This window comes from Synechococcus sp. HJ21-Hayes, from assembly GCF_024345835.1.
Taxonomy (GTDB): domain Bacteria; phylum Cyanobacteriota; class Cyanobacteriia; order PCC-6307; family Cyanobiaceae; genus Vulcanococcus.
This window is the reverse complement of record NZ_JAGQBW010000002.1, coordinates 43,986-63,219: the sequence shown is the minus strand read 5'-3', so window position 1 is coordinate 63,219 and position 19,234 is coordinate 43,986. Positions and strand designations below refer to the sequence as shown.

Annotated in this window: 24 protein-coding genes; 12 read left to right on the top strand and 12 right to left on the bottom strand. The window is 62.9% G+C overall.

The annotated features are described in order from the left end of the window. Positions 1-19 precede the first annotated feature (19 nt). The 5 genes from KBZ14_RS02240 (at position 20) to KBZ14_RS02220 (ending at position 6,316) form a co-directional block, all read left to right on the top strand. Positions 20-220 (top strand): hypothetical protein, encoded by a 201-nt coding sequence (locus tag KBZ14_RS02240; RefSeq protein ID WP_254937108.1) that lies wholly within the window; start codon positions 20-22, stop codon positions 218-220. Next, a complete protein-coding gene (locus KBZ14_RS02235; RefSeq protein WP_255116671.1) occupies positions 220-2,916 on the top strand; it encodes a primase-helicase zinc-binding domain-containing protein in 2,697 nt (898 codons plus the stop codon). Before KBZ14_RS02240 ends, KBZ14_RS02235 begins: the two co-directional genes overlap by 1 nt. Before the next feature lie 544 nt (positions 2,917-3,460). Continuing rightward, entirely contained in the window at positions 3,461-3,979 is a 519-nt protein-coding gene (locus tag KBZ14_RS02230; RefSeq protein ID WP_255116670.1) for a hypothetical protein, read from the top strand. After that, on the top strand, positions 3,976-5,607 hold the full coding sequence (locus KBZ14_RS02225) for a phage terminase large subunit family protein (RefSeq protein ID WP_255116669.1): 1,632 nt from the start codon (positions 3,976-3,978) through the stop codon (positions 5,605-5,607). The genes KBZ14_RS02230 and KBZ14_RS02225 overlap by 4 nt, the downstream gene beginning before the upstream one ends. 19 nt (positions 5,608-5,626) lie before the next feature. Next, positions 5,627-6,316 carry a sigma-70 family RNA polymerase sigma factor gene (locus KBZ14_RS02220; protein WP_255116668.1) on the top strand — a complete coding sequence of 230 codons (690 nt, stop codon included), beginning with the start codon at positions 5,627-5,629 and terminating at the stop codon, positions 6,314-6,316. A gap of 122 nt (positions 6,317-6,438) precedes the next feature. On the opposite strand, the gene KBZ14_RS02215 is transcribed toward KBZ14_RS02220, so the two are convergent. Further along, entirely contained in the window at positions 6,439-7,458 is a 1,020-nt protein-coding gene (locus KBZ14_RS02215; RefSeq protein ID WP_255116667.1) for a DUF4365 domain-containing protein, read from the bottom strand. 317 nt (positions 7,459-7,775) lie between these two features. Between KBZ14_RS02215 and KBZ14_RS02210 the strand changes: the two genes are divergently transcribed. The 5 genes from KBZ14_RS02210 (at position 7,776) to KBZ14_RS02190 (ending at position 12,376) form a co-directional block, all read left to right on the top strand. Continuing rightward, positions 7,776-9,359, top strand: coding sequence for a DUF4055 domain-containing protein (locus tag KBZ14_RS02210; RefSeq protein ID WP_255116666.1), 1,584 nt, complete (start codon positions 7,776-7,778; stop codon positions 9,357-9,359). A 16-nt stretch (positions 9,360-9,375) separates the two neighbouring features. Next, complete coding sequence (locus tag KBZ14_RS02205; RefSeq protein WP_255116665.1) at positions 9,376-9,873, top strand: hypothetical protein; 498 nt, start codon at positions 9,376-9,378, stop codon at positions 9,871-9,873. 3 nt (positions 9,874-9,876) lie between these two features. Continuing rightward, positions 9,877-11,046, top strand: coding sequence for a LysM peptidoglycan-binding domain-containing protein (locus KBZ14_RS02200; protein WP_255116664.1), 1,170 nt, complete (start codon positions 9,877-9,879; stop codon positions 11,044-11,046). Positions 11,047-11,115: 69 nt separating this feature from the next. Further along, on the top strand, positions 11,116-12,066 hold the full coding sequence (locus tag KBZ14_RS02195) for a hypothetical protein (protein WP_255116663.1): 951 nt from the start codon (positions 11,116-11,118) through the stop codon (positions 12,064-12,066). 34 nt (positions 12,067-12,100) lie between these two features. Beyond that, positions 12,101-12,376, top strand: a complete 276-nt coding sequence (locus KBZ14_RS02190) for a hypothetical protein (RefSeq protein WP_255116662.1) — start codon at positions 12,101-12,103, stop codon at positions 12,374-12,376. Positions 12,377-12,417: 41 nt separating this feature from the next. On the opposite strand, the gene KBZ14_RS02185 is transcribed toward KBZ14_RS02190, so the two are convergent. Then, a complete protein-coding gene (locus KBZ14_RS02185) occupies positions 12,418-12,666 on the bottom strand; it encodes a hypothetical protein (protein ID WP_255116661.1) in 249 nt (82 codons plus the stop codon). Positions 12,667-13,031: 365 nt separating this feature from the next. Here KBZ14_RS02185 and KBZ14_RS02180 point away from each other — a divergent pair, with 365 nt between their 5' ends. After that, on the top strand, positions 13,032-13,259 hold the full coding sequence (locus tag KBZ14_RS02180; protein ID WP_255116660.1) for a Nif11-like leader peptide family natural product precursor: 228 nt from the start codon (positions 13,032-13,034) through the stop codon (positions 13,257-13,259). A gap of 35 nt (positions 13,260-13,294) precedes the next feature. Here the strand turns inward: KBZ14_RS02180 and KBZ14_RS02175 are convergent, their stop codons facing one another. The 9 genes from KBZ14_RS02175 to KBZ14_RS02135 all read right to left on the bottom strand — a co-directional run bounded on the left by KBZ14_RS02175 (position 13,295) and on the right by KBZ14_RS02135 (position 17,982). Next, positions 13,295-13,546, bottom strand: a complete 252-nt coding sequence (locus KBZ14_RS02175) for a hypothetical protein (protein WP_255116659.1) — start codon at positions 13,544-13,546, stop codon at positions 13,295-13,297. A 282-nt stretch (positions 13,547-13,828) separates the two neighbouring features. Further along, positions 13,829-14,134, bottom strand: a complete 306-nt coding sequence (locus tag KBZ14_RS02170) for a hypothetical protein (protein ID WP_255116658.1) — start codon at positions 14,132-14,134, stop codon at positions 13,829-13,831. Positions 14,135-14,437: 303 nt separating this feature from the next. After that, on the bottom strand, positions 14,438-14,836 hold the full coding sequence (locus tag KBZ14_RS02165; RefSeq protein ID WP_255116657.1) for a LexA family protein: 399 nt from the start codon (positions 14,834-14,836) through the stop codon (positions 14,438-14,440). Between the two features lie 67 nt (positions 14,837-14,903). Further along, positions 14,904-15,197, bottom strand: a complete 294-nt coding sequence (locus KBZ14_RS02160) for a hypothetical protein (protein WP_255116656.1) — start codon at positions 15,195-15,197, stop codon at positions 14,904-14,906. Between the two features lie 529 nt (positions 15,198-15,726). Further along, positions 15,727-16,113 (bottom strand): hypothetical protein, encoded by a 387-nt coding sequence (locus KBZ14_RS02155; RefSeq protein WP_255116655.1) that lies wholly within the window; start codon positions 16,111-16,113, stop codon positions 15,727-15,729. Positions 16,114-16,171: 58 nt separating this feature from the next. Continuing rightward, positions 16,172-16,330, bottom strand: coding sequence for a hypothetical protein (locus KBZ14_RS02150; protein ID WP_255116654.1), 159 nt, complete (start codon positions 16,328-16,330; stop codon positions 16,172-16,174). A 265-nt stretch (positions 16,331-16,595) separates the two neighbouring features. Then, the gene (locus KBZ14_RS02145; protein WP_255116653.1) at positions 16,596-17,051 is read right to left on the bottom strand and encodes a hypothetical protein; all 456 of its coding nucleotides are present in this window, start codon (positions 17,049-17,051) and stop codon (positions 16,596-16,598) included. 174 nt (positions 17,052-17,225) lie between these two features. Further along, positions 17,226-17,516, bottom strand: a complete 291-nt coding sequence (locus KBZ14_RS02140; protein ID WP_255116652.1) for a DUF1801 domain-containing protein — start codon at positions 17,514-17,516, stop codon at positions 17,226-17,228. Positions 17,517-17,589: 73 nt separating this feature from the next. Next, the gene (locus tag KBZ14_RS02135) at positions 17,590-17,982 is read right to left on the bottom strand and encodes a VOC family protein (protein ID WP_255116651.1); all 393 of its coding nucleotides are present in this window, start codon (positions 17,980-17,982) and stop codon (positions 17,590-17,592) included. A gap of 442 nt (positions 17,983-18,424) precedes the next feature. Here KBZ14_RS02135 and KBZ14_RS02130 point away from each other — a divergent pair, with 442 nt between their 5' ends. Continuing rightward, positions 18,425-18,604: a hypothetical protein gene (locus KBZ14_RS02130; RefSeq protein WP_255116650.1), complete on the top strand. Its 180-nt coding sequence runs from the start codon at positions 18,425-18,427 to the stop codon at positions 18,602-18,604. A 323-nt stretch (positions 18,605-18,927) separates the two neighbouring features. Here KBZ14_RS02130 and KBZ14_RS02125 read toward each other — a convergent pair whose 3' ends face one another. Further along, on the bottom strand, positions 18,928-19,230 hold the full coding sequence (locus tag KBZ14_RS02125; protein WP_255116649.1) for a hypothetical protein: 303 nt from the start codon (positions 19,228-19,230) through the stop codon (positions 18,928-18,930). Positions 19,231-19,234: the final 4 nt, after the last annotated feature.

The window sequence follows — 19,234 nt, the reverse complement described above, 5'->3', positions numbered from 1 at the left end:
GTAGCACTCCACCGTCATCATGAAGCGCGTACAGCTGCAGCTCCCTGAGCCCGTCGTCGCCTGGATCGACCGCAACGCCGACGGCATCGAAAGCCGCGCCTCCTTCGTCAGGCGCACCCTGGTGCAGGTGATGCGCGGCGACGAGCGCAGGCTGCCCCCTGCTCCCAGCGATTCCCTATCCAGCGACTCCCTCTCCAGCTACGGGGCTTCCCTGCGCTGATGGCGAGCGATGTGCTGCTCGCAGCTGATGGCCACTGGCCCCGGCTCCTGGCGGAACTGGCCGGCCTGACCCCGGAGCAGCTGCAGGACCGGCACCAGCCCTGCCCCGCCTGCGGCGGCACCGATCGCTACCGCTGGGACCGCGACGACGGGCCCGGCGGCTGGTACTGCAACCAGTGCGGTGGGCGCGAGCGCAGCGGCGGTGGCGGCAGCGGCATGGACCTGCTGCTGCGCGTGACCGGCTGGGATTTTGCGACCGCCGCCCGCCACCTCGAGGCCCACCTCAGATTGGAACAACCAAAACCGCTGCGGGCTGCGCTACCCCCTCCTGTCGCAGCGCAGCGAGCGGAGCCCCCTGTCTCCTGGGATGGCCTGCTGGCTTCTGCAGACCCCACGCCGCCCCCCTTGCCAGAAGCGGTGCCGGCATTCCACCTGGCGCTGCTCGATGAGCAGGCAGCGCCGCTGCCCACCGGCAGCCCCTACGCCTACTCCGACCACCAGCGCGTCAGCCGCGTTGATCGATCCGGCGGCAAGGTTTTTTACGCCAACCACCGCACCGACCAGGGCTGGCAGCGCGGCGCCGGGCCAGCTCCTTGGCCCATGTACCAGTGGCCGTCGCTGCTGCAGGCCCGCGGCCACTGGCTGCTTGAACTGGAAGGGGAGAAGTGCGCTGACCTGCTGATCAGCGGTGGCTTCCTCGCCTCCACCCAACCGGGCCACGCCCACAGCAGCCCCCAGATCGCTGAGCGCTACCGCGCCCTCCGGCAGGCCGGTGTGGCCGGCATCGTCTATCTCTCTGATCACGATGAGCAGGGCCAGCGCCGCGCCCGCCAGGTGATCAAGGCCGCAGCGGAGGTGGGCCTGCCGCTGCTCCACCTGCCGGCCGGCGAGATTTGGAGCGGTCTGCCGCCGGGCGGTTCGGTTGATGACGCTCCGGGCCTACTGGGGGAGCGCATCAGCGTGATCCTGCGGGCTGCCCGGGCCGCCCACCTGCGGATGAATCACGCCGCAGGTGACTGCAGCGCCGCTCCGGTACTTCCGGGCCTCCCCCCTGGTGGAACAGCGGCGCCGCGGGCAGCCCACACCACAGGCGAACGGCCCTTTCTCTGCCTCGGCTTTGATGGGGATGGCTACTACTACCAGCCCCGCTCGACTGGTCAGGTGGTGCGGCTGGCCTCCTCCTCCCACGGCGGCATGAATCTCTGCCGCCTGGCGCCGATCGCCTATTGGGAGACCCTCTTTCCCTCCAAGACTGGGGTCAACTGGACCGCCGCTGCTTCTGATCTGTTTACGCAGCAGGCCGCCGTTGGGATCTTTGATCTGGAATGCCTGCGCGGTCGCGGCGCCTGGGCCGATGCAGGGCAATCGGTACTCCACCTCGGTGATCGCCTCGTTGTCGATGGCCGCAGTCAGCCCATCACCCAACCCTTCTGCTCACGCTTTCACTACCAGCGCGGCGCGGCAATCCACGGACCCGGCGATGCCACTCCCTTGAGCGATCAGGAAGCGTTCATGGTGCTCTCGATCGCCGAGCGGTTTCACTGGGACATCCCTGCGTCCTCCCTGCTGCTTGCAGGTTGGGTGGCCCTGGCGCCGATTTCCGGGGCGCTCAGCTGGCGCCCTCACCTCTGGCTTACGGCCGCCGCAGGCTCGGGCAAGTCGACCTTGCTGGAGCGCTTTGTCGGGGTGTTGCTGGGGGATTTCGCCCTGCCGGTGGTGGGCAACACAACCGAGGCCTTCATCCGCCAGGCCCTGCGCTCCGATGCCCTGCCGGTTGTGATCGACGAGGCCGAGAGCAACGAGAAAGCCGATCAGCAGCGCATCCAGCAGATCCTTGCCCTGGCCCGCTACGCCTCCAGCGAGACACGGGCCTCGATCGGCAAGGGCTCCGCCGCAGGGGAGGTGCAGCGGTTCCGGGTTCGCTCGATGTTCCTGCTCAGCAGCGTTTCAACCGCCCTCAGGCAGGGCGCCGACAGACGACGCTTCTCCCAGCTCACCCTGCGGGCCCCGGATCACCTCCAGCCACCGGCACGGCAGCGCCACTGGGAGGAGCTCGACCGTGACCTGGAGGAGCAGATCACTGCCGGCGCCGGCCGGCGCTTGATCGCCCGAACCGTGGTGCTGCTCCCGATGATCCGCCAGGCAGTGCGGGTGTTCTCCCGAGTTGCGGCGGCCCACTTCGGCTCCCAGCATCAGGGGGATCAGTACGGCACGCTGCTAGCTGGCGCCTGGGCCCTGCAGTCCAGTGAAGTCCCGACAGCTGCCCAGGCTCAGGCCCTGATCGCTGGCAGTGACTGGAGCACCTTTCAGCAGAGCATCGGTCTGCCCGATGAACGGCGCTGTCTCAATCGCATCCTGCAATTCGAACTGCGGGTGGAAACCGAGGACCGGATCCACACACGCAACGTCGGCGAGCTGGTCGAGACGGTTGTCACCCCCGGCGGTCTTGATCCTGTGAGCGCTCGCTATGCCGAGGAGATCCTCTCGCGCCATGGCATACGAATCCAGGAGGACCACCTGCTGGTGAGCAACACCGCCGAGGCGATCGCCCGCATCCTCGACGGCACACCGTGGGCCTCCAGCTGGAGCACGATCCTTTCCAGATTGCCGGGAGCGCAGCCCACCACGAACTCGGTGCGCTTCAAGGGGGCCGGCTCCAAGGCCAGGGCCTGCGCCATCCCCATCAATAGCCTCTGAACGGCTCGGCAGCACAGATCCACTGCAGCACAGCCGTTCTGGCCTGGTATGAGGGCCGGTTACTTCGCGGTGACCTGGATCTAGGTGGAACGCGGCGTTCCGCTCCCAAAACGCCCAGATCCATTGCGCTGCAATGGGTGGAACGGTTGGAACGGGTGGAACGCTCAGCAAGGACATCCCCCTAGATAAATAGGCAGCTAAGCCTCGGCAAGGGATCGGCCCGATCGGTAACCCAATAGCCCCACCAATTGGTATGCAGCTTTAGGCCTCTATCTATATCTATATCTGTATTTAGTGTTCCATTTGTTCCACCACCGTGGGAACGCTGCTCTGGCAAGCGATCTGGCCGGAACGCGGGCCGTTCCAGCGCCGTTCCAGCCGTTCCTGGACCAGCCGCTACAAAGCTGACCTGCGGCCAGAGCGGTGATCAGGCCTGCGGATATGCGAGCGTGGATAAAGTATTTATGCTTTCGCTGAAACAAATTCCAGCCATGGCACCTGCGTACTCCCCAGCTGGGTCCCTGCGGCTCTGGTTGTCTGGCTGATGTCTTTTCAGCAAGCGCCACCTGTCAACGAGGTCATCGAGGCCCTGCGCTCTGCCCCGCTGGATCAGGACGCCGATGGCCGAGCCCTCGTCCCCTCAGCCGGCGTCGATCCCTCTAGGCCAGTCGGGAAGGGCAATCCACCCCGCCTCCGCCGTCGCGGCAAGGTGGCGCCCAGGCCCACGGCGATGGAGGTGGAGCGGCGCATCGCCGAGGCGCAGCTGTGGATTGCCCAGCGCATGCCCCTGCTGCGGATCTACGAAAACGCAGGAGCCAGCTGGGGGGTCACCAACACCCGCACGGTCCGCTCCTATCTAGATGCGGCTCGCCAGCGGATGGTGGAAGACCTGATCAGCAACCGCCTCGAACATCAGGCCCAGCACATCTACGCCCTCTACGACTGCGCCCGCCGGGCGATGGATGCCGAGCAGTTCTCTGCGGCGGTGGGTGCCTTCCGGGTGATTGCTGAGATCGGCGGCATCCTGCGGGGCCCCATTAAGTCACCGGAGCTGAGGGGATGACGGGCGCTCCCTCAAGTACGGCACTTGTGCAGCGCCCTGCAGCAGCTAGCAGCGGCCTACTGCTGAGCGAGCTCGACCCCTGGGGTGATGCCGGCCTGCTGCACCTGCCCACAACCACCGCTGCCGAGCCAGCAGAACCCCAGAGCTTGCGCAGCTTCATTGCCGAGGCCTACCCCCGCTATGGCTTCCACCACTGGGCCGACGTGCTGATCGAGCTGCTCCAGCAGGTAGCCGATGGCCAGCTCAGCCGGCTGATCGTCACCTGTCCTCCCCGGCTCGGAAAAAGTCTCCTGGTCTCCAAGCTGTTCCCGGCCTACTTCCTGCAGCGCTACCCGCACCTGTTTGCAGCGATCGCGTCGTATTCGGCCGAGCTGGCCTACGCCCACTCCAGAGAAGCGCGCCACTTCTACCGGGTGACTGGCCACCTGCTGGCTCGAGATTCAGCAGCTGTGGGCAACTGGCTCACCCGCCAACGCGGCGGCTGCATTGCTGCTGGTGTGGATGGCCCCTTTACGGGCAAGGGCTACAGCCTGGGAATCATTGACGACCCCTACAAGGGCCCCGGTGATGCGGCCTCTCCGGCGCTGCGGCAGAAGCTGATCGACTGGCTGCGCTCGGTGTGGCTCACCCGGGCTGAGCCGGCCATGGTGCTGGGGCCGGATGGCAACGAGCAGCCGAACCTCTCGGCCCAGGTGGTGGTGCTGACCCGCTGGGATCACCAGGACGTGATCGGCTGGCTGTACGAGCAGGAGCTCGGCGAAGCGCCGCAGCAGTGGACCGTCCTGGACCTACCCGCTGTTGCAGAAGAGCCGGCTGAGCGTCCCAAGCTGCCGCCCACCTGCACACTGATTCTGGACTGGAGGCAAGCGGGCGAGGCGCTGTGCCCGGAGCGCTTCCCGCTGAGCGAGCTGGTCAAAATCCGCGCCCGCCTTGGCGCCTACTGGTGGGCAGCGCTGTACCAGCAGCGGCCCAGCCCAGCGTCGGGCTCAATCTTCCTGCGCGACTGGATCCGGCCGCCGTTCCCCAGGCCGGATGGCCGTCAGCGGCACCACGCCCTACTGGCCCTCTCCTGTGACCTGTCCTTCAAGGGGGAGGCAGAAAGCGATTACTGCGGCTTCTGTCTGGCGGGCCTGCTGGCACCACCACCGAGGACGCTCAACCCGCGCACAGGCGAGCACGAGGGACCGCTGCAAAGCACTGCCTTGGAGATGGAGGTGCTGTGGGCTGCGCGGCACCGTTTTGGCCTGCCGGAGGTGATCCGCTTCCTGCTGGGCTGCCTGGAGGCGCTGGAGCAGCAGGGCCTGCGGCCCCATGCCGTGTTGATTGAGGACGCCGCCAATGGCCCAGCGGTGCTCCAGACCCTCAGGCGCAGGGTGCCGGGGATGCTGCCAATCACCGCTCGCGGCAGCAAGGAAACCCGCGCCCATGCCGTCGCCCCCCTGGTGGAAGCAGGACAAATCCGCTTTCACCACCGCGCCCAGCCGCTGGTGGAAGAAGCGATCCGTTTCCCCAAAGGCAGCAAGGACCTGGTGGATGCCTTCTGTCACGGCGCCCTCTGGCTGGAGGGTCGCTACTGGAAAGCCCAGTGCATCCAGCCGGTGGTGACGCCACTGCTGGTGAGTCGGTGATGGAGGAGGAAAGAAGCCGATGACGGATGCAGTGATGGCAGCCCCTGAGCAGTCGCCCCAGCAGGCTCTGGCGCCTGTGGATGGGCAACCAGAAGTGCTTCAGCTGTCGTTGCCGATCACGGTGGTGCTGGTGGGTGATGCAGCTGGGGCGGTGCAAATGCTCAAGCAAAGGTGCTACCGCCAGCCGATGTGCCATGCACGGGCAGAGCAGTTGGAGATCAATCTCCAGACGCCGGCGCATCGCCCGCCGAGTCCCAAGCATCAGCAGCCGCCGCGCTGCAGACCCCGGCGACAGCGGCCAGTGCGGCCCCACGCCGCTGCCGATTCCCTGGCGCTGGAGCACATGGATCTGGCGGAGAAGATCGCCGGCAACTTCGCTCGCCGCACTGTTCACCCCAAGGAGGACTTGCTGCAGCTGGCGATGATTGGGCTGATTAAGGCAGCCCGCCGCTACGACCCTTCACGGGGTCCATTCCGGCCCTATGGGCGCACATACGCCAACGGGGAGATCACCCACTTTCTGCGTGACAATGGTTTCTTGCTCAAAGTGCCGCCGACTTGGCGGGAGCTGCATGCGCGGGGGCAGCGATTGCTTACATCGGGAGTAGCCGTTGGCGAGATGCTGGAGCGATTAGGGATCAGCCGTGAGCAGTGGATTCAGATTGTTGATGCTTGCTCAGTTCGGGTGGTTGCTTTTCCTGTTGATTAACGCCCCAGATCAGAAGCGGGCAGGAAGTATCGCGGTATAAAGCAACCCTCACTCCCGTCTTCTGTATCTGGATGTTAGGCACGCACTAGCAACACATGCCCGATCGAGGCTGTCATTGGCTATCAGTCCTGGATGCAATGGATGTCCTCCGGTCCGGCAGCAAACTGGTAGTCGGTTCCCAGGTGCTCATTCTGAAGATCTCTGGAAAGATCTATCCGTGAATAAGTATAGGGTGACCACTGCATTGAAACAGATGTCTCTTGCATCACATGCAGCAACGGATGCGCATCGATGACACCGCTTTCACGGAGCCTCATCTCTAGACGGTAAACTTGATCGACGATTTGCCGCCCCCTTCGCGTAAGGCGAGCCATCCATGACGGCACAACTCCTCTATCGTGCCAATCAATCATGCATTCAGACCAAGGAACATCCGCAAGTTGCTGAGCAACCACAAAACGCATATAGTCATATGCGAACTGGTATTCATCTTCGCCGGTGGTGACGATTTCGGCTCGCGCCTCGGCAACCTTGCAAATAATATCCATGCCAAAATAAAGCGTATTTGCGATGTTTGTAAGGCCAGTGGCAAAAATGTCAAAGAAAGACATCGAGAATCCGGGCTTGTCTATCCTTCGTTCCATAAGTACATTAATCAGTTCGTCTATATCAAGAAATCTTCCATCGATCTCGCCAATATTGGCAAACAGGGACCCTCTCGTCTTGTCTTCGAGTGTCGAGAGCTTGGGAACAAGAATGGCACGACTCCCTTCACTCACTGGTGACCGTAGGTACTGCCGTGCATCTACCCAGAACACCAGCCGAGTTTCAGGATCACAGAGAAATAGAAGAACGGGAACAGGAAACTGTTCCCAGTAGTGACGATGAGCATCTGAAGGGTAGTATGCCCAGCTATTATTGGGACCTTCAGAAAGGTATGAAGGGCCGGATTTTACCTGTACAGCGACAATCTGACCAGTTGCTTCACCTGTGTCATTTATAAACTCGATTTGGCCATCAACACCGACATCTGTCGATGGAGTCTCCCGCCAGACCAGGTTCATCCGCGCGAGAGTCTCCGCCACAATATTGATCCCTATTCTCTCTTGATGTTGGGTGAGTGGGACTTTGGGAAGACTCATGGCGAAACGTCTCACTAATCCTTTGGAGAGCCTAACGTTATGTGGGCGGATCCTCGCTTAAAAATAGCCAGGCCCCTGTTGGTCCGCATAAGAACCCGAAGTCATTACTAGTTCAATCCTAAACTCACTGCGTGGCAATCACTCTCGGGCAGATGAACCCTCAAGCCTGGTTCATATGCGGACCCGTATATGAACCCATGCCCCTTGGTCTGCCCGACCTGCTTGCCCAAATGATCTGACTGGAACCATGCAGATCATGCATCGCCCCCACGGTCAACCGCTACCTCTGGCAATGGCTCTGACCCCACCAGCAGCCAGTGCCTACCACCCGCCGCCGCAGGTCAACCAACACAAGCTCCCCCACCTCCTCGCCAGAGACGCAGCCCCGACTCCTAGCCCAGCCCCCCTGGCTGGAGCACCCCACCCTCTCCGGTCTGCGCGACCGACTGCAGTTGGTCTACGACTGCTGGACCCTGCTGGAGCTTCCCGACGGCACCAGCCGCCGCCCGCTGTATCTAACCCGCGGCATAGAAGAACCCGAGACCTGCTATCTCAAACGACTAGAAGCCGCCCGCCCCACCGGCTTCTACCGCGATGCCCTGCGCACCTACGCCGGGATGCTCTCGCGCTTGGCCTGGCAGGAGCTGCCCGACTCCCTGACCCGGGTGGCCACCGATGTCGATGGCCAGGGCACCGACCTGGGGGTCTTCCTATTCCTGGCCGACCTGCTCACCCTGCGCGATGGCGGCTGCCTGATCCTGCAGCTGCCGCCCCAGCACCGCTGGCCCTCAGAGGGCGACCGGCTGGAAGCCCTCGCCAAGGGCGACCGGCTCTCCCTGCCGCGGCTGCAGCTAGTACCCAGGGGAGACCTGCTGAACTGGCGCCACCCCGCCGAGGGCGCCAGCGGTGCTCCTGCATCGGGACCGGTGGAGATCGTCTGGCGGGAGCCACGCCGCCAGGCCCTGCCGCCCCGCTTCTCCAGCGGCAATGCCGCCGTGCCCACCGTGCTGATCGACGCCCATGGCGGCTTAGTGCCGGATCCACAAGCCTGGCTGTACCGCAGCCTTTCGGTCACTGATGACGGTCTGGTGCTGCGCAGCTGGCAGGCAAACCCCAACCCCGGTGCTGTTGATGGCTACGACGTGGTGCCGGCAGGCGAGCCTTCGCTGCTGCCCCAGCGGTTTGACCTACCGGCCCTCTGGTATTCGGTGGATGGCAGCGCCTTTGGAGAAGGCGATCTCCCTCATCTGGGCCTAGCCCACCAGTACCTCAACCACTACCGCTGCCGCAGTGACTACGAGGATCTGTTGTCACGCACCGCCTTGCCAGTAGGCGTGCGCACGGGCTTGGTGGATGCCTACGGCTTTCGCCGCAGCGACGGCGGCCTTGGGACGGGTGCCGCCACCGGCGGATCAGATGCCCAACGCCCCCAGCGCCTGGTGCTCTCCACCTCCTCCTTCATGGACCTGCCGGAGGGTGCCAAGTTCCAGTGGGTCGAGATCGAGGCGCGTTCGCTGGCGGAGCACCGCGCCTATCTGCAGCAGCTGGAGGAGGCGATGCGCCGCGATGCCCTGATCCCGGCCGGCGGTCACGGCCCTGCTCGCACCGAGCTGGAGATTTCGCTCACCGCCGGCCAGAGCTTTGCTGTGCTGCAGTCGCTGGCGGGCCAGAAGAGTTCGATGCTCAGCACCCTGCTGCGCCAGTGGACCCGCCTCACCGGCGAAAAGCTGTCCGACACACCGGCCTGCAGCGTGGAGATCAGTCCGCTGGTGCCGCCGCAACCGCCGCGCAAACCCCAGCCCTCAGTGCAGGAGTGGCTGTTGCTGCATGAGCGTGGAGTGATCGACGGGGCCGAGCTGCGGCAGCAGCTGGGGCTGGGTGAGATGACTGGGGGCAGCTGATCTGGCAAACGAGGGCATGACCGTGTCCTCTCCACCCACCTGCAGCTGGCGCCCCGGCGACGCAGAAGCCCTGCGTATCGCCCTCTCCATCCCCGTCACCAGTGCTGCCCTGGCGGCCCTGAACCGGGAAATGGCTCAGCTGCAGACCCACTACCCCACGGGGGTGTGCACGGCCCAGCGCCACCTCGATGCCATCGCCGCTCTGGATCAGCAGCTGGCAGTGCTGAGTCCAGCCGAGGTGAACACCCCAGTGCGCAGCCGGCGCAAGGGCGTGGCCGGTGGGGTCGTGCCTAACCCGCTGCCACTGAGCAAGTTGGCGGTGGTCGACTACGCCACCGAGCTACTGCTGGAGGAAACCGAAAGCGAGTGGAATCCAGCAGGGCCCTCGCCGGCGCTGGTGCTGAACCGGCACAGGAGCCAGCACATCGGCCAGCTGGCGCTGCTGTTGCCGCGGCTGCAGAACTGGCGCCAGTGCAACACCGATCCCTTCCAGGGATCTCTGGTGCGGGGCTGAGTGATGGAGCAACCCCTCTCGCCGCTGAACCAGGGACTTAACCCCGTGCGTGCTGCAGGGCAGTGGGGCCAGCTGGTGGGATTGCCAGCCGCTTCACCAGCGATCGACAGCCGGGTGGCTCAGCCCCTGGCTGCGCCTCTATGGCTGGCCTTGCAGCCCTACGCCAATGCCCGCCTCTGCCTGTTTGAGGTGGACCGGCCCGAGAGCCGCAGTCCGGTTCCTATTCGCCGCCACGTGATCGACTGCTTTCTGGAGCAGGGCGGCATCGTGGGCGGCTACAACGACACCGCCCTCACCGACCCGGGTGATGTGTTGCTGCGCGGCTACCTCTGCCGCTCAGCGCTCCTGCCGGTGAGCACCAGCAACACCTTCGATTGGCTGGCGGCAGAGCTGGCCTGGGCCACTCCTGGCTTCCGAGAGGAGGCGCCACTGCCCTGGGATCCGGATCTGCTGGGCACGGTGCAGGCCCCCTGTCAGGGGGTGATGTGGCTGGGAGATCTGGCCCAGCTCTCTCCCCAGGGCGGGCTGCCATCAGGAGGTCGTGCCCAGTTCGCCGGCTGCCTGGTGCAGCACTTCGGGGCGGATTACGGCCCTGGCGGCATTGGTTTATTGGTGCAGCCGCTGCTGGGGGAAGCGATCCAGCTGGTGCTTAGACCCCACAGCGTGTTGGTGCTCCGTGATGGCGACAGCTTGAACCTGATCGCTGAGCGCTACGGCACCACCGTGGCCACCTTGCGGCGGAGCAACCCCCAACTGGAAAGCACCCAAACGATCACCTCAGTCGAGGGTGATTCGTTGGCGGTGCTGGCTGGCCGGCACGGAACGACAGAAGAGAAGCTGCGCAGCCTCAACCCGGTGCTGCAGCAAAGCGAGCCGTATGTCACAGGCGAGGGCGAGACCTTGAGCAGCGTGGCGAGCGAGCAGAACCTCAGCCTCTCCCTGCTGCGCGAGTTCAACCCGGAGCTGAGCAGCTGGCCCAGCGAGGAACCGCTGCCCACCGGCACCACCCTGCTGCTGCCTGTCTACCGCTCGACCACGCCAATCCCGGCCGGGATGCAACTGCTGGTGCCTGGCTACTTACCCTCAACGCCGCTGCCGGCGGGGGAGTGGATCTACCTGCCGGCGAGGCGCTCTGCAGCTGTGCTGGATGAGATGCCTGAGCAGGGCTTTTGAGGAGCTGGCAACAGCAGATGCGAGCGCAGCCCGGACGGGGCGCCCGCAGCACCACAGCCGTGATGGGTGATGTCCTCTTCCTTCTTCTCTGACTTCAGCCGCACCAACAGCGGCACCGCTCCAGCGCCTTTGGCCCCTACTGCTCCATGGCAGGTCTACGGCCAGCCACAGCAGCAGCCCAACCAGGGCCCCGCTGGCTCTGCTCCACCTGCCACTGACTCCGACCTTCTCGACAGCGACGGCGCCGCTGACGCTGGTCTGGATGCTGCCGAGGGCGACGACACCTTTGACCTCTCCCTGCCCCAAGACCCAGGTGTCAGCGGCAGCAGCGACAACGACGACCCCCCTGCTGCCACTAGCAATGCTGAGCCTCTGCGAGCCGAACGCCGTCGCAGCAACCAGCTCGAGAAAGAGCTGCGCAAGGCCCGCGCCCAGCTGTCGCGCTTCTCGGAGATCAATCCCGATGAATACGCCCGTCTGCAAGACGCTGAGCGCAAGCGAGAAGAGTTCGAACGCCAGGTGGGCGACCGTGAACGCCAGCTCAATGAGGCCAACATCCGCCGCGTGCGCAGCGTTGAAAAAGAAAGGGACGAGGCCCGCTCCCAAGTGCAGAACCTGCGCAAGGAGCGCTTGCTGGAGCGCCTGTTTTCAGAAGCCGAGGGCCGCGTGGGTGGCGATGAACGGGGGACGTTCTTTGACACCTTCGTGACGCTCTGCGGTGGTCACTTCCAACTGGGCGAGCTGGAGGGCCGCGAGCGGCTGCTGCCGGTGGATGGCAAGGGCCAACCCCTCACCGCCGATGGCGTGGCGCTGTGCGATGGCGACTACATGGAGGAGCTACGCCGTCACCCGGTATTCAGTTTCCTGTTCCAGCAGAGGAGCGGCTTGTACGCAGGCACGGTTGCTGAGGCGGGCCATGACCACAGCGCCGCCCCAAACCTGCAGACGCTGAGCACCGCCGAGCTCTATCTGGAGGCCGTCAAGGGCACCACGCCTAGGGCGGCTGCACCACGGCGCTGATGAGCGCATCGTTTACCCCCTGCTGCAGAAGCTGATGGCTTGGTATCTGGTGTTCTGGCGCAACCGCTCCACATCCACCGTGGTGCCAGCCGCCAGCGCCAGCCAGGCCCGCTCCCGTGCCCGCGCCAAACAAAAGCGTGGTTACGGGGCGATCGTTGCTGCACGCCGCGCCAACGCCCAAGACGCTGGCTTGATCAGGAAAGGAACCTGGGTGCGGCGCCGCCGCGATGGCACCAGCCCCCAATTCGGTAGTGCTCGCTCCAAGGCCAGGGCCCGGCGGCAGCGGAGTGCCTACCGCCATTGGCTGTAAAGCCCGGCCACCAACCGGCAGCCGGGCCAGAGCCCCCAGGCTCAGCAGACCGAGACGGTGCAACCGGGGGTGCCCTGCAGCTTGCGGGCAAAGGCAAAGGCCTTCTCAGCAGGGATCAGCCGCATCTTTTTGACGGGCTTACCGCGGCGGCCAAAGAACTCGACTTCACAGGGAGTGGAGCCGAGCTTCTGAACGCCGGGCGGATAGCGGTGAACCACAAGCAGGCGGACTTCACAGACGGGGCCTTGGGGAGTGGCCATGGCTGGGGTGGTGCGGAGAACACCGACCAAGCGCCCCAAAGGAGAGCACTAGCCAGGGGCGAGAGCAGCGAGCCTTGCGTCAGCCCTTGCTGGTGCGAGCCGCAGGGGCATGCTGCGGAGGGGTTTCGCAACGCCCGGCCAGACAACGCCTAGTGGCCCTGCTGAAAGACCCGTGCTGCCCCCTCACCGCGTCCGGTGAACAGACCTGCTCGCCCATCTGCGATCGAGGCGTGGTCCAGCTGCTCCCGTCAGGCCGGATGAGGTCTGGTTTTCCCAGGGGACCTCATCCCAATAAAGGGCAGAAAGCAATCGGGTGGAGTGCAGCAGCGTGCCCTGCGGAACCTGGTGCCAGCGACCAACTCACGCGAACGTGAGCACATACCGGGCGCACGCGCATGAGCTGGTCTGATCTGGAGCGGTTAGTGGCTGATGCAGAAACCAGCCAGGAGCTCCAGCAGACCCTCAGCCATTGCCGCAGCCGCCAGGAGCTGCTGCACACCTCTCGCCAGTTGGGCTATCGGGTGACCAAAGGCGACCTGCTGAATGCCTGGCTGGAGCACCACAACGCTGCGGAAGTCAACGGAGCCGGTGGTGTTAATCGCTGGGAAGCTGGCGGCAGCTGAGCTGCCTGCATTTAGGCCAGCTGGTGCACCACGGGTTAGGGCCGCAGCCCTGGAATCCCCGAGCAGGCGCGAGTGGGTGGAGGGGCGTAGGCCTCCAGCGGGCCTGGGCCCTTGACGGCCCAGCGCAGGGGCTGCTCCCAGGCTTCCTCTGGGCAGATCAGATCCCAGCAGCAGGCGATCGGCTCGGGCAAGGAGAACAGCACCAGCTGCCGAGCTGCTGTGGTGGCCGTGCCGGCTTTGTGCTGCCTGGTGCTGCTGGAGCGGAGCAGGGTGGAGGTGGCTTGCATCGCAGGAAGGAGAAAAAACGCCCCCCCTCGCGCCCACTAAGCCGCCGGGTCAAGGCCGCCCGAGTGGCACCGAAAGGTGCACTCAGTAATTCCCACCGGGCGCTCGCCTTGGCCTTGACGCTGCGGCGCTGCCAGCCCGTCAGGTTGCTGGCGCTTGGGCGAACCATCAGGGAAGTGCTCTCCCCTGTGGTGCACCACGGCTGACCCTGAACTTCAGCAAATCAAAAGGGGAGAAAGCCGGATTAGGCCCCCGGCCGGGCTTGAGCCTGTGGCTCCTAGGCCTTAGGCCACAGCGTGCCGCTTGGCTTCGAGCTCGCAGCGCAGCACCAGCAACTCATGCTGGGCAAGCAGCCGCTGATCGAGCTCATCAACGCGGGCCAGACACTTGCGGATGGCGGGCAGGACCTCCTCTTCCAGGCGGGTGATCTCCTCTTCTCCATAGGGCTGCTCGCTCCAGGTGCGGCGCAGCGGCAGATCACGCCGCAGCATCAGCACCACCTCGATGGAACGGAGGGTGGATTCGAGCAGCAGGAACGGATCTTCCTCTGGCCTGCAGAACGGAGAGGCAGCAGCAGAGCGGATAGCCATGGAATCGGCGCCATTGGGCGCAGCGACGGGACTTCCCGAAGCGGAGGCATGACGCAGGAATGCCTCAGACTGAGGAAGCCCGGAGCAAGCCACTGGTGGGCAACGCAAGTGTTTTGGACCTGGGCCTGATTGGGCTGCAGTGGAATCCCTGAGCAGGCGCGAGTGGGTGCAGCAAGGCCAGATGTGCGGCCTGTTCAGCGCAGAGCTGGAATCCCAGAGCGGGAGCGAGCGGGTGGAAGCTCGGAGCGATCAAACACCCGAATTTCGGTTATTTGAGTCGGCTTGTCCCCTGTCCACCCCAGCTCAGATCTTTCGCAAGCGCGGCTTGTTGAGGTGATGCACCGCATGGACCACCACGCCAAATAGCCCTGAGCGATCAAAGACCTCCAGGTCCAAAGGAATTGCGACTTCTCCTGGCCGCACCGGTTCAAGCAACCACTGCTCCCCCTGACGCAGTAGCGGCCGCATCAAGAAGCTGCCCTGGTGAGCAACGACGACAACATGGCCGGAGCAGGGTTCAACGCTGCGGTCAATCACCATCAGGTCGCCGTCGTTGATCCCGTGCTGGCGCATGCCATTGCCGCTGGCCCGCATGTAGAAGGTGCAGACCGGGTTGGGAATCAGGGCGGCCTGGAGATCCAAGCCCTCACCCAAAGAGCCCGGGCAGAAGGGCACAGGCTCGCCAATAGGCAGGTTGGCCAACATCAAACCAGCAGTGGCAGCAGTACAGCTGTTCTACTCCTGGTGAGGCGGCTTGGGTTGGGTCGGCTCAGCTGCCTGCCTCTGGCCAGGGAACCAGCTTCATGTCCCCCACCTTGTTCCAGGTTTTGCATTTGGGATCAGCCAGCCGGTAGAGGGCGGTGCCGTGTGGTTCGCTCTTAGTGACGACAAGGACCGGTGCACCAGGCCAGCCGATCCGCCAAAGCTGCTCACCATCGGCCAACACAATCAAATCGCCGGTGGCAGGGTGCTTGAGGTCTGGGGCCATCGCTGCACCGTAGAAACCCGCAGGCGATTCGTTGCCAGTGCGGCAGCCCGCTCCGGCAGGGCGGAACAGGGACAACCCCAGGTAGTTTGGTCGATGGATCGTCCTTTGCCAGGTGGATCAGCTTTCGTGTCGCATGGCACAGGGGTAGCGCGGGTTCTTTTGGAGTCCCGGTTGCTACAAGCCAAGCCCCAGTCATAGTCTTGATTTAAGGCTCGCTACGGCTCCTGGTGAGTGACGGCGAGTGTTACAACCCGGGCGGGGAAGTCAAGACCACCCAGCTCACCCCTCGCCCCTGCCCCACGCCGCTAGGAGCTGGTGGCGCTCCTGCTCGCTGCCCGGACAAGGAGGGGCAAATGAACTCAGAACAGCTTCAAAGCCTTGCTGTGCTGGCTCTGGCGATGGTGCCGGTGGCTCTGGTGTGGTGGGTCTGGATCCGGATGCTGGACTGATTTCTGCCTTACTTCTGATCAATCCAGCTAAGACAGCAGCAGGGGTCAGCATCCATCGCCCGCCCAAGCCCTCGGCGGCCTGCGTCATGATGGCTTTCATAAACGAATGCCTTGGTTCGTCACAAATGTCCTCGTCTTTCTTAGATAGTTTTTCGCTAGGTGACCGCGTCTGCATCACGCGAGAAGGTGCAAAGGAGCACCGCAATTACATTCAATCGCGCGCGATTGGTACGGGTGTTGCCGTAGGTGCGTTTGCGCTCCCAGCCGCGCTGCCGGGCGCTATTGGTGCTGGAATTGGCATAGTCTCTGGTGGTGCGGGTATTGGGGTAGGAGCAGGCGCTGTCGCTGGTGTTGGAGGTGCGGCAGGCGCTGGGGTAGCGAAAGTAGTAGAGAACTTTTTCCACTTTCCAGAAGCTGGCGACAAGGGAACTGTTGTTGAAAAGAAAAACAGAGGCTTTGGTCGACCTGGATATGACTACAGAATTCAATGGGATGCAGGTCAAGGAGAAAGCATAAAGACAACTTGGCACCGCAATCGCCACCTAAATCGAGTGGATTAGGTGGATAAAGCTGGCAGCGATGCGGGTATGGCCTCACGGGTCAAGTGCCCGGCTCACCCTCCTTGAGCACGACAGTGACCCGATGGCCTGGAAACAACTCTTTGGCAGCCTTCAGTGCCTCGTGCTTATCGGCAGCGAAGACCGGCATCACGGTGATGCCCTCGGGCAGGTCAGCGATCACGTCGAACGGCAGGCTCAATTCCTTCAGAGCGTTACTTGAGATGCCATGCTGCAGGATCAGGGTTGCATATTGATCGCTGCCCCTCAGTGGCAGGTATGGAGCTTGGGGTTGCGAAGCAGAGAGCTTGTGGTGCCTGCCCACTCAAGGGTCTCGTTAGCTGGTCAGTATTGAACGTAGAAGCTTGCTGAGGGAACAGCAGGGTGGCTCGAATATCGAGGATTCAAGAATGGAGCTTCAGTTTCACCAGTTTAGCTTGAGAAACGTAGGTAGCTAACTGTGCGAATTAGGTTGCCAAGGTCTCGTCGGGTGGCAGCCGCCTCTCAGCATTTACCACAATCTCATCAGCTGTATGCATTGAATGCCCCCTGAATCTGTAAATACGCTTACTAACACGCCTTCCTGATCCGCCCGCGCCAACAAATACACCCTTTTCATCAAGCTTGCCTCCAACGCTTGCTTCTCCTGAATAATCGTAGAATTCTTCCATCTCAACTTCATCAGCAGACTCTATTCGCCTTGCAATGGCAATCTCCTGTGCAACTCTGGCTTGGGCTTCGGAAATCCGCATCTGCAACTCTTGTCTCTCCGCCTCAATGCGAAGCGTGGTGAGCTCCTTATCAGCGGCAGCGTCACTATGTGTTACATTCCTCGACGTTGATTCGGCTATCTGGCTTAAGAGGTAGCCGGTAGGGTTCAATCCAATCTTTGCAGCCTCAATAGCAAGCTTTCCGTAGTCCATTCAAGAGCAGGGATGAAATATCTTGTATATCTAGCATATTTTCGGACTGCCTCACTGTAGGTCTTGCTGCTATGACTTACTCAGGGCTGTCAGCATCCAGCTAACGGCCAGCGTAACCGGCGCCCGACGGAGCGCAGCGGAGTCGGGCGTCCGAGTTGACGCTGTGGTTGGGTCTCATGGCTTAGCCGACGCCTTGAGGGCCAAAACGAGATACTCACGAACGTGCTTCTCCGAAATGTCCTGCGCCGATAACAGCTTTATGTGCCTGCGTATGTTTCCCTTACCTTCCAGTACGTTGAAATTGTCTGGAAGTGATGCGCCTGTACCGAACTCCAACGAAATGTGCTTTGCGTAGGAGAAGACACCACAAAACGGCTGGTCAGCGGAAAACAAGAACCCGCCGTATTTCACTTCCTCGGACACGGAGGAATCCAAACCAAGGATGATTTCCCTCAGTTCTTGCACAAGTTCGAAGCGATCTGGGTTGAGAAGTCATATGTCATCGAGAAGTTTCGAGATGCGGTCGGCGGCCATGGCGTCAGGACTTGTAATATTGCTTGAACTCAGGGCTTGGGTCGCGTTCAGAATAGACGTATAGAACGATGCCGTTCGGGTCTTGAACGGCAAAGCCACGATCCCCCCAAGGGTGCTCTTCAATGGGCATGATGGCAACCAGACCGGATGCCGTGAGTGACTGATACTCGGCATCGACATCCGAAACGCTGAAGTTGTACATCAGCCCTGTCGGATTGCAAGCGGGCTGGTCGTTCTGCGGCGCCATGAACTGAACGGAAGCGCCTCCGTCAAATTCGAGATTGACGTACCATCCACAATCGAAGGTGACGTTTGCACCAAAGTGCTTCACGTAGAAATCGCGTGACTCCTCAACCTTGTTGGACGTGATGCATGGGGACAGAGAATTGATTTTCATGACGACTCCTTTTTGTAAGACCTAACTCTTTATTGGATGGTTCCGAGAACCATTCGGATCGTCCTGCCTATTTCCGGTAACCAAGGTAGACGCCCATTCCATAATCTCACCAACTCCATCTCTCACATGACTTTTGAGTTGCTGTGAGCTAAGGCTAGCTGTGGTTCTCGGGTCTGCAAACCACCTGTCCAGCCCGATACACAAGGCGAGAGTTGGAGTGGTCAACGCTATTGCTTCCAGCTATAAACAGACCCTGCTCCTACAACAGCTGCGATCGTTGCTCTTGGCCAAGTCTGAGCATGCACCTCTTGGCGTATCTCACCGCCGTAGCCCAGCCCCAGCTCAATGGCCTCTCAGCCGATTTCGCACCCAGGTGCTGGCGTCCGGCACCTCCATTGCTATCAATGAAGGCTGCTGATCGGGAGACCCCATCCACTACGCCGTGCTCTTCTCTGGTTCTTTGGGCGATGGCATCGAGATGGTGCAGGCCCTTGATGAGGCCCATGCCGTGGATATCGTCCTGGCCCAGCACCCTGACGTGCATGTGAAGGCCGTTCCGGTCGCCTCCATCAAGGGCATGAATAAGCACCGCCTTTTGTTTTCTTGGCTGGAGTCGCTGTAAGGCCCAGGCACCAGCGGCAGCCGTGGTTGGGTCAGCAGCCCAAACCCGCTGTCCCTCGGGCTCGCAGATGCGCTCTGAAAGCACAATCACCCAGGCGGCTGAACCCCAGATCAGCTGCTGATTGTGCGCCAGCAGCAGGGCCTGCTCAGACGGCAGCCAGTGGAAAGCGGCGCAGATCTGACCCTCGCCATCGAGGAACAGGCGCCGCGCCTTAGTTCTGCCCTTGGCGACAAGGTGAAAGAAGGCTTGGCGGATCGAGCTGGCTTGCTCAGCCTGCGGAGCGGCTGCAGCTGCCACCACCAGAGATGGCAGCTTGCTGGGCCTTAGCCCAACGGCCTGATCTGCATGATCGCCGCGCGCAGCTCAAAGCGATTGAGGCTGGGCCACCAGCGGAAGGGCAGGAGCTCGTTGTCCTGCAGCACCACCCCATTCACCCGCTGACAGACGCTGTCCCAGCGCCAGTCCACCAGAGCCGCTCCAGCCGCGGTGTGCAGCGGCAGGAGCTGCTCCAGCCGCCGGCGCAGGAAAGAAGGCCGCAACCGGTCGCAGCACTGCCCCACCAGCTGGTGCTGGCTGCGTCGCCGCCGGATGCGCGTGCCGGCCAGGCCTGCAATGGAAATCACCACGTCG